At 72.3% G+C, this 9,208-nt stretch carries 8 protein-coding genes and 2 pseudogenes; 6 read left to right on the top strand and 4 right to left on the bottom strand.

The genetic code is table 11. The features are described from left to right. A partial coding sequence (locus ACWC94_RS18555) for an LCP family protein (protein ID WP_450797680.1) occupies positions 1-1,594 on the top strand: 1,594 nt, incomplete at its 5' end. A gap of 52 nt (positions 1,595-1,646) precedes the next feature. Here the strand turns inward: ACWC94_RS18555 and ACWC94_RS18550 are convergent. Together ACWC94_RS18550 and ACWC94_RS18545 are read right to left on the bottom strand one after the other, a co-directional pair. After that, positions 1,647-1,880, bottom strand: a complete 234-nt coding sequence (locus ACWC94_RS18550; protein WP_450797679.1) for a hypothetical protein — start codon at positions 1,878-1,880, stop codon at positions 1,647-1,649. Between the two features lie 64 nt (positions 1,881-1,944). Next, positions 1,945-2,814, bottom strand: coding sequence for a class II glutamine amidotransferase (locus tag ACWC94_RS18545; RefSeq protein WP_450797678.1), 870 nt, complete (start codon positions 2,812-2,814; stop codon positions 1,945-1,947). A gap of 574 nt (positions 2,815-3,388) precedes the next feature. On the opposite strand from ACWC94_RS18545, the gene ACWC94_RS18540 reads away from it, so the two are divergent. Beyond that, positions 3,389-4,615, top strand: a complete 1,227-nt coding sequence (locus ACWC94_RS18540) for an MFS transporter (protein WP_450797677.1) — start codon at positions 3,389-3,391, stop codon at positions 4,613-4,615. A 57-nt stretch (positions 4,616-4,672) separates the two neighbouring features. Here ACWC94_RS18540 and ACWC94_RS18535 read toward each other — a convergent pair whose 3' ends face one another. Continuing rightward, the gene (locus tag ACWC94_RS18535; RefSeq protein ID WP_450797676.1) at positions 4,673-5,665 is read right to left on the bottom strand and encodes a TIGR01777 family oxidoreductase; all 993 of its coding nucleotides are present in this window, start codon (positions 5,663-5,665) and stop codon (positions 4,673-4,675) included. Between the two features lie 195 nt (positions 5,666-5,860). Here ACWC94_RS18535 and ACWC94_RS18530 point away from each other — a divergent pair, with 195 nt between their 5' ends. From ACWC94_RS18530 to ACWC94_RS18520, 3 genes and pseudogenes are all read left to right on the top strand, one after another. Beyond that, entirely contained in the window at positions 5,861-6,526 is a 666-nt protein-coding gene (locus ACWC94_RS18530; protein ID WP_450797675.1) for a ScbR family autoregulator-binding transcription factor, read from the top strand. Positions 6,527-6,606: 80 nt separating this feature from the next. Beyond that, positions 6,607-7,339: pseudogene (locus ACWC94_RS18525) on the top strand (class I SAM-dependent methyltransferase). 9 nt (positions 7,340-7,348) lie between these two features. Beyond that, positions 7,349-7,891, top strand: a complete 543-nt coding sequence (locus ACWC94_RS18520; RefSeq protein ID WP_450797674.1) for an NADPH-dependent FMN reductase — start codon at positions 7,349-7,351, stop codon at positions 7,889-7,891. 159 nt (positions 7,892-8,050) lie between these two features. Here the strand turns inward: ACWC94_RS18520 and ACWC94_RS18515 are convergent, their stop codons facing one another. Beyond that, positions 8,051-8,473 carry a hypothetical protein gene (locus ACWC94_RS18515; RefSeq protein ID WP_450797673.1) on the bottom strand — a complete coding sequence of 141 codons (423 nt, stop codon included), beginning with the start codon at positions 8,471-8,473 and terminating at the stop codon, positions 8,051-8,053. Between the two features lie 134 nt (positions 8,474-8,607). Here ACWC94_RS18515 and ACWC94_RS18510 point away from each other — a divergent pair. Then, positions 8,608-9,195: pseudogene (locus ACWC94_RS18510) on the top strand (class I SAM-dependent methyltransferase); the annotation flags it as partial. Positions 9,196-9,208 lie beyond the last annotated feature (13 nt).

The following is a 9,208-nucleotide window of genomic DNA, read 5'->3' as shown; positions in this document are numbered from 1 at the left end:
CGCGGCTCGCGCGGCTGCCCGCTCCGGCGGCGGCAGGCGGGGGCGCCGGGGCCGTTCGGCGGGCCGCGGCAGGCGGGTGCTGAAGATCCTCGGGATAGGCCTGTCGACCGCCATCGTGGTCACGGCCGGCGCCGGCTGGTGGTTCTACGAGCACCTGAACGGCAACATCCACAGCGTCGCGCTCGACGGCAAGGGCGGTGCCGAGAGGGCCGACGCCTTCGGCCGCACCCCGATCAACATCCTGGTCATGGGTTCGGACGGCCGCACCAGCGCGGCCGACTGCAAGCTCGGCGGCGGCTGCTCGAAGACCGGCGTACAGACCGGCAGCAACGCGGACGTGCAGATGGTGGTGCACATATCCGCCGACCGCTCCAACGCGACGGTGATGAGCATCCCCCGGGACACCATGACCAAGGTCCCGGCCTGCAGGGACAGTGAGTCGGGCCAGTCCACGTCCGGTTACTACGGCCAGATCAACAGCGCGCTGCAGTACGGTCCCGCCTGCCAGGTGGCCACCGTCCACCAGCTCACCGGCATCCCGATCGACCACTTCGTCAAGCTCGACTTCTCCGGCGTCGTGAAGATGTCCGACGCGGTCGGCGGAGTCTCCGTCTGTGTCAGCGACGACGTCTACGACACCTACTCGCACCTGAAGCTGTCCAAGGGCAACCACACCCTCAAGGGTGTCGCGGCGCTGGAGTTCGTCCGCTCCCGGCACGGTTTCGGTGACGGCAGTGACCTCGGCCGTACGATCTCGCAGCACATCTTCCTCAGCGCGATGATCCGCAACTTCAAGAGCGCGGGTACGCTGACCGACCCCGGCGCGGTCTACGACCTGGCCGACGCCGCCACCAAGGCGCTGACCGTGGACGACGGCCTGGACAGCGTGAAGAAGCTGATCTCGCTCGCGTCGGACGTGAACAAGGTGCCGACGAAACGGATGACGTTCACGACGATGCAGACCGCCCAGGACCCGAACAACAAGGACCGGGTGGTCGTGGGCGCGGGGGCCAGGACCCTGTTCTCCACCATCGCGAACGACCAGTCGCTGACCACGGACTCCGGCAAGAAGTCCGCGGCCGCCTCGGCGACCGCGACGGCCACCGCCCCGGCCGTTCCGGCGTCGCGGATCGCCGTCACGGTCGAGAACGGCACCTCGGTCACCGGCCGTGCCTCGGACATCGCGACCGCCCTGACCGGCCAGGGCTTCAGCTCCGCCACGACCACGGCCAACGCGCCGAGCCCCGCAACCACCACCACGCTCACCTACGGCACCGGTCGGAAGGCCGAGGCGAACACGGTCGCCAAGGCGCTCGGTCTGTCCTCCGGGCACCTGAAGCAGGGCACAGGCACGGGCCTGACCCTGGTGATCGGCAGCGACTGGCCCAGTGGCACCGGCTACCCGGGCGGCAGTTCCTCGCCCGCGCCGGCCGACACCCGGGCCGCGGTTTCCAACGCCCACGCCTCCACCGCCGACCAGGCCAAGACCTGCGCCAAGGTCAGCCCCTACAAGACGGTCGAACTCAACGGCGTCTCGATGACACCGTCCCAGGCCTACGAGGCGGCGCGGGGCAGGCCCGACTCGGACGCCTGACCGCCGGCGGTGGACTCCGCGTCGGATGTCTCCCGGCGGTTCGGGGACCGGTTCAGGGGCTGGCGACGTCGAAGCCGTATCGCAGCGGCTCGGCGCTGACGGTGTAGTCGCGGCGGTACAGGTACACCGCCTCGGCGCGTATGCCGCCGGGCGGTGCGGCCTCGACCGGGCAGGGGTAGGTCACCTGGATCACGCGCGGCCGGTCGGAGACCTTCATCCGCAGCCCGTCCGCCGGCCCTCCGTCGAGCACGGCGGTCTCCCAACCCGTCACTTCGGTAGTCTCCACGACGGAAATTTTACGGCTTGCGCAAGTCTTGAGTCGGTGAGCCGGATCACTGGGGCTCGCCGGGCTACGCGGGCCGCTGGGAGGCCGCCGCTTCGGGGCGCAGGTCGGACAGGGCGAGGGGGTGGGCCGGAGGATCGGCGAGGGCGATCCGGGAGTCCACCCGCAGGTCGGGGCCGACGTGGAGCAGCTCGCCGGGCGCCATCAGCCGCCAGTGCGGGCTCTCGTCCATGCGCTCGCTGGCCACGACGACGGACGGACGCTCACCCAGATGCGCCGAGCGCACCCGCAGATGACCGCCCCGGCCGGCGTGGTCAAGATGCCGTGAGCCCTGGTGACCGCCCGCCGGGCGCCGCAGGACGTACAACTCGTGGGTCGCGGGATAGCGCAGCGCCCACATCTCCCGGGGGGTGACCAGGACGATGTTGAGCGCGAACAGGGGCAGGTTCGCGGCCACCCAGCGCGCCGCGGACTCGAGGCCGGCGGACACGTCGCCGCCGTGCGCCGCGGTTTCCCGTGTGACCAGGGCGAAGAAGCGCTCGGAGTCGGTGTCGCCGTGCACCAGCGCGCGGTCCTCGTCCAGGTGGCGGTCGAGTTCGTCCAGTCCCTCGATCACACCGTTGTGGGCGAACAGCCGTCCCCGCTGCTCGAAGGGATGTGTGTTGCGTACGTCCAGCCCGCCGGTCGAGGCGTACCTGATGTGCGCGAGGAAGGTCGCCGACTCGACCTCCCGGGCCTCCTTGGCGAAGGCGCGGTCCTCATAGGCCGCGATCGGTGCCTTGTGCACCTCGGGTGTGCCGTCCGCGTCGAAGTAGCCGAGCCCGGTGCCGTCGGGTTCCCGGTGACTCTGCGCGCTGAGACTGTCGGGGGCGTCCAGCAGCCAGAACGTGGCGTGCGTGCGCAGCGGGGAACTGATCAGCCCGAACAGTCGGCACACGGCGTCCTCCTCGTCACCCGTACTCCGCCGGGACCCGCCGCGGGCGCCCGGACGGCCATCGTCCCGCGCGGCGGACGTTCCCGCAGCGGGCGTCCCGGCCGGTTCTCGGGCCCGCACGCGCTCGCCCGGGGCGGCGGCCTGCCCCGGCAGAGAGCCGGGGACTCCTCAACGAGCCGTTCGCAGCACCGAGTCGAGCGCTTCGTCGACCGTCGGGTGAGTGAACGTGAAGCCCGCCCGCACCGGGGCGGAACAGCGGCAGGAGCCGCCCGAAGGCGACCCGCTCGGCGGAGACGACCAGGCCGGTACGCGGGTGCCCCACGCCTGTGCCGGTCGCCGAGCCGGATCGGCAGGCCGCCTCCCAGCCGACGCAGACGGAGGACGGGAAGCGTGGTGGCCGTCCGCGAGGAGCGAGCGGGTGGGGGCGGAGCCGATGAGTCCGGTGGACCCGGTGATCGCGACGCGCATGGGGCCCTCCCGAGGCACTTGGCCGGGCGGAGAGCCGGGCCGCCCGGTGGCGGTCGGCGGCAGGTCGAGCCACTTCCGGCAGCCCTGAGCGGGACGGCACCATGAGGCCATGGGGACGGGAGAGGGAGGTCGGGGCTCGGGGCGGCCGGTGATGGGGCCCTGGCGGTTCGTGGTGTGGTTCGGCACGGTCAGCATGCTCGCGGACTTCGTCTACGAGGGCGCCCGTTCCGTCACGGGCCCCTTGCTGGCCTCGCTGGGCGCATCCGCCCTGGTGGTCGGGGTGGTGACGGGTGCGGGAGAGGCCGCAGCGCTGGGTCTGCGGCTGGTCTCGGGCCCGCTGGCCGACCGGACCGGCCGCTTCTGGGGGCTGGCGATCGCCGGGTACGCCCTGACGGTCGCGTCGGTTCCGCTTCTGGGCGTCGTCGGGGTGCTGTGGGCCGCCTGTGTCCTGGTGGTCGCGGAGCGCGTCGGCAAGGCGGTGCGCTCTCCGGCCAAGGACACGCTGCTGTCGCACGCGACGGCGGCGACCGGGCGGGGCCGTGGCTTCGCCGTGCACGAGGCCATGGACCAGATCGGCGCCCTGGTCGGCCCGCTGCTCGTGGCCGGGATGCTCGCCCTGACCGGCGGCGACTACGGACCGGCGCTCGGCGTGCTGGCACTGCCCGGTGTCGCCGTCCTGGTGGTGCTGCTGTGGCTCAGGGCCCGGGTGCCGGACCCCGAGGGGTACGAGCGTGAGACCACCGTCGGCGCGACGCCCCGGGAGCGGCCCCAGGGCGGGCGGATGCCCCCGGCGTTCTGGACGTACGCCGGATTCACGGCGGTCACCACGACCGGCTTCGCCACCTTCGGTCTCCTCTCCTACCACCTGGTCGAGCGCGGACTGTTGGCCGCCGTGTGGGTGCCGGTGCTGTACGCGGCGGCGATGGTCGTGGACGCCGTGGCGGCGCTGGTCACGGGGTGGCTGTACGACCGGTTCGGTCCCAGCGTCCTGGTCGGCCTGCCCCTGCTCACGGCCGGCGTGGCAGCGCTGGCGTTCACGGACACCGTCGCCGTTGCGGTGGCCGGGTCACTGGTCTGGGGCGCCGCCATGGGCATCCAGGAGTCCACCCTGCGGGCCACCGTGGCGGACCTGGTACCGAGCGGACGGCGCGCGACCGCCTACGGCCTGTTCGCCGGTGTGGTGGGCACGGCGAGCCTGGCGGGCGGCGCGCTGACCGGCGGTCTGTACAGCTACTCGATTCCCCTGCTGATCACGGTGGTGGCCGCGATCCAGGTCGTCGCGCTGGTGCTGCTGGGGGTCACCCGGGCGGCCCGTGCCCCACTCCGGCGCCCGTGACCAGGGGCAGCCACCGGGCCGGGTCTGCCGAGCGGGAGGCCGTTTCCCGGCACCGGGTCACCTCCGCCGTCCGGGCGCCGGCGCCCCCACCCGGCCGCGACGTTGCGCCCGGGACGTCCTGGCCCGGCGCACGAGGTCCTCGGCGGCCGGCTGCCACTCGCGATACGCGAAGTCGAACCCGGCCTCCCGCAGCCGTCCCGGGACGACCCGGCGGCTCTTGAGCAGCAACTCCGTGTCCGAGCGCAGCGCGAACGCCCCCAGCTCCGCCATCCACCGCGTGGCCGGCAACCCCACGGGGACGCCCTGGGCCGCGCGCAGCGCCCGCATGAACTCCCGGTGAGGCAGTGGGCCGGGGGAGGCGAGGTTCACCGGCCCGTCGATGTCGTCCCGCTCGATCAGGAACTCCACGGCGCGTACGAAGTCCTCGTCGTGGATCCAGGAGACGTACTGCGCCCCGCCGGCGACCGGCCCGCCCAGCCCGCACCGGGCGAGACCCAGCAGCACGTCGAAGACGCCGCCCCGGTCCGGGCTCATCACCATGGCCGCGCGCAGCGCCACCTTCCGGGTCGCCGGCGTCGGCGCCTCGGACTGCGCACGCTCCCAGTTCCGGGCGATGTCGACGCTGTACGCCCAGTACGCCGGTACTCCGGCCTCCGAGCCGCCGATCACCCCTGTGGCCTCGTCGTTCGCCGCGTCGAAGCGATGGGCGTAGACCGTCGCCGTGCTCATCTGCAGCCACACCCGCGGTGGCCGCGCGGCGGCGGCGATCGCGTCCCCGACCACCCGCGCGGAGTCCACCCGCGAATCCATCATGGCCCGCAGGTTCTCGGCCGTGTAGCGGCAGGAGACGCTGCGTCCGGCCAGATTGACGACGACGTCGCTGCCGTCGATCACCTCGGCCCAGCGACCGAGCGTGACGCCGTCCCACCCGACCTGCCGTTCCCGCTGCGGCCGCCGGGTCAGCACGGTCACCTCGTGTCCGGCTGCCGTCAGCGCCCGTTCGAGAATCGTGCCCACCTGTCCGGTCCCCCCGGGCAGAACCACCTTCATCGAGCCCCCTTGGTTCGGTGCGCACAGCGTAGCCATAAATTTGAACGCGTTCAAAAGGCGGGGGTCTGTCCTCCCGGGGCGCATGTCGGGCGCATGTGCCAAGTCCACGGCAACTGTCCCGCTCCACCGTGGCGTTGACATGCCCTGCGGTAAGGTACGAGCTGTTTGGTTTAATTTTCAGCTTGAGGAGGGTCCATGGCTCAGCAGGAGCGAGCTGTCCGGACCCGGCGTGCTGTTCTCGAAGCCGCCGCGGCGGTCTTCGCCGAGCGCGGGTACGCGGCGGCGACCATCGCCGAGATCCTCAACCGGGCCGGCGTGACCAAGGGCGCTCTGTACTTCCACTTCGACTCCAAGGCGGCCCTCGCCCAGGGTGTGCTGCAGGAGCAGATCACCACCGAGTACCACCTCGCCCGGGAACTGAAGCTGCAGGAGTGGGTCGACGCGGGCATGACCCTGGCCCAACGGCTGCCCCAGGAGCCCATGCTGCTCGCCGGTGTCCGGCTCTCGGCCGACCTGCAGGGCCGCGATGTCTTCGGCAGCGCCTGGCCGGCCTGGGCCGAGCTGACCGGGGCCGTGCTGACCGAGGCCAAGGAACGCGGTGAGGTACTCCCGCACGTGGTGCCCGAAGAGACCGCCGAGGTGTTCCTCGGTGCGTGGATCGGCGTGCAGTTCGTCTCCCAGACCGTTGCGGGCTGGGCCGACCTCGACCATCGCATGTCGGCCCTCTTCAACCACCTGCTCCCCGCGATCGCCGCTCCAGCCGTCCTCGTTCGCCTCGACACCGCACCGGACCGGGGTGCCCGGGTGATCGCGGAAGCACGGCAGAAGCCGCCGGCGCCCCTGGCCGGCGCCAGCAACTGAGTGCCTGACTCCCGGTGCCTGTGCCCGACCGCCTTACCAAACCGCTGGGTCGGTTTCACGACGGGATGGACCCTCGCCCGATGAACGACTGGACGTGGGACGAGACCCTCTTCAAAGGCGCGGCCGCCTATTACGAACAGGGCCGACTGCCCTGTGCGCCGGGGCTGGTGTCGCTGCTCGCCGAGGTCCTGGCGGCGGAAGGACACGGACGGCTCCTCGACGCGGGATGCGGACCCGGGACCGTCGCCATCCCGCTGGCCGGGCTGTTCCGCGAGGTCGTCGGGATCGACCCGGACGCCGGCATGATCGCCGAAGCCGCGAGCAGGGCCACCGCCGCCGGGCTCAAGGGCGAGGCCCGCTGGGTACGGGCGTGCGCCGAGGAACTCCCGGCCGGCCCGGGCCTGTTCGACATGGCGGTCTTCGCAGGGACTGCCGTACCCGGCCGTGCCGTACCGGGACATCGAGGAACTGGTCGAGCGATACCTGGGGCCGGTCCGCCGCGCCGGCCTCGGGGTGCTGCCGCAGGGAACGGCCGGCGGCGAGGCCGCGGTGCTCACCGCCGCCGGCTTCCTGAGCCCCGAGCGGTACGTCGTCCCCGGTGGACAGGGACTGCGCCGCACGGTGGACGACGTGGTCGCCTGGGCGTGCTCGATGTCCTGCTCGGCTCCTCACCTGTTCGGTGCCGACCGCGAGACCTCCGAAACGGATGTGCGCCGTCAGCTCGTGCGGTCCTCACCGGCGGGCCTGTTCTCCGAACGCGCCCCCGGCGCCGAGGTGTTGTCCGACGCGAACCCGCGTCCCGCATGCCAGTAGGTTGAGCGGATGACGTCAACACCGGTGATCCTGTTGCTGTCCGGGAGCCTGCGGAAGGGCTCCACCAACGAGGCCGTGCTGCGTACCGCACAGGCCGTGGCGCCGTCGGTGGGCGTCGAGGCGGTCAGATACGACGACCTGGCCGTGCTTCCGCACTTCAACCCCGACGACGACACCGACCCGTTGCCGGCTCCGGTCGCCGTGCTGCGCGCGGCGCTCGACCGTGCGGACGCAGTCCTGATCTGCACCCCCGAGTACGCGGGCACCCTGCCGGGCTCGTTCAAGAACCTGCTCGACTGGACCGTGGGCGGCACGGAGATCTGCGACAAGCCGACGGCATGGATCAACGCGGCCGCCCCGGGCCGCGGCCAGGGTGCGGAGGCCACGCTGCGGACGGTGCTGGGCTACACGGGTGCGGACATCGTGGAGCCCGCGTGTGCACGGATCCCGGTGGGGCGGGACCTGCTCGGCGAGGACGGACTGATCACGGATCCGCAGGTGCGCCGCCAACTCGGTGAAGCACTCGGCTCGTTGACCCGAACCGCCGCCTGAGCGGCTGCACCCCTGTGCCGCCCCGCACCGGCCAGGCCATGGCACGGCCCGGTGTCTTCGGGCCAGGGCCCGGCCGTGTGGTGTGACGGAGTGGCTGCCGGAACCCGTCCGCGTGGTGCGGATTGCCGTGGGCGACACCGGCGAGCCGGCCGGCGCCCGTCACCTCGAACGCCACCTGGCCGGTTGCGTGGGACACGAGCCGCCCCCGGTTCTGGTGTGCCGGGTGTCGAACGGGCCGATCACACGCGGGGCGGGGGACGCGTTGGGATCCGGGGCATCCTGCACCAGCAGGAAGAGCTGCCCCTCGTCGAAGAACCGCTGGCCGGGGCGGAAGGTGTGCAGCAGCCGGTCGATGTCGACGAAGCGCAGATACGCGGTGTTGCGGCGCTGGTTGTCCTGGAACGGCCCGGCCAGCAGGGTGACTGCGGTGAGCGGGAACGACTGTACGCGGGCGGCCCGCAGACGGGGTGATCCGGGATGGTGGGGCGCGGCCTGGGCGGCGGAGCCTTCCGTCACCGTCAGGGCCGCCGCAGCCGCGCCGGCCACGCCGAGGAAGGACCGTCTGCCGAGGGGTGGGGTCACGAGGAGTCCTCCGCATGTCGAGGGCATGGGGCGCAGAGTCCCGGTCCTCGCCCCGCTGACTGGCACGTGGGAGGCGGGAGCGCCGGGGCGCATATCCACTGGCCAACTCATCGGCCGCGACCAGCGTTGATGCCATGCAGCAGGAGGACGTCCGGGACGCGGCCGTCGCCCGGCACTACGACACGCCCGGCACCGGCATGTTCGCGCCCGAGGTGCTGGCGCCGACGGTGGAACGCCTCGTCGAGCTGGCGGACGGCGGAGCGGCACTGGAGTTCGCGATCGGGACCGGCCGGGTCGCCGTCCCGCTCGCCGAGCGAGGGGTTCCCGTCACCGGCATCGCGGTGTCCGGGCCGATCGTGGAGCAACTGCGGATCAAGGCCGACGAGGCCACGATCCCCGTGGTCATGGGCGACATGGCGACGACGGCCGCCCCGGGCGCGTACACCCTGGTCCACCTCGTCCACAACACCATCTCCCCTCTGCTCACGCAGGCCGAGCAGATCGAGTGCTTCCGCAACGCCGCCCGCCATCTCCAGCCCGGGGGCCGGTTCGTGGTCGAACTGCCCGAACTGCGCCGCCCGCACCGCTACATCTGGCCCTCCGAACTCGACCTCATGGCCCAACTGGCCGGATTCGAGCGGGAGTCCAGGCGCGCGGACTGGGAGGGCACCGAGTTCACGGCCGAGTCCGGTTCCCATGTGTCGGTGTACCGGCTCGCGGCGGCACGCCGGCCGG

The organism is Streptomyces sp. NPDC001135, from assembly GCF_053598395.1.
This window is presented reverse-complemented; position numbering and strand designations above follow the sequence as displayed.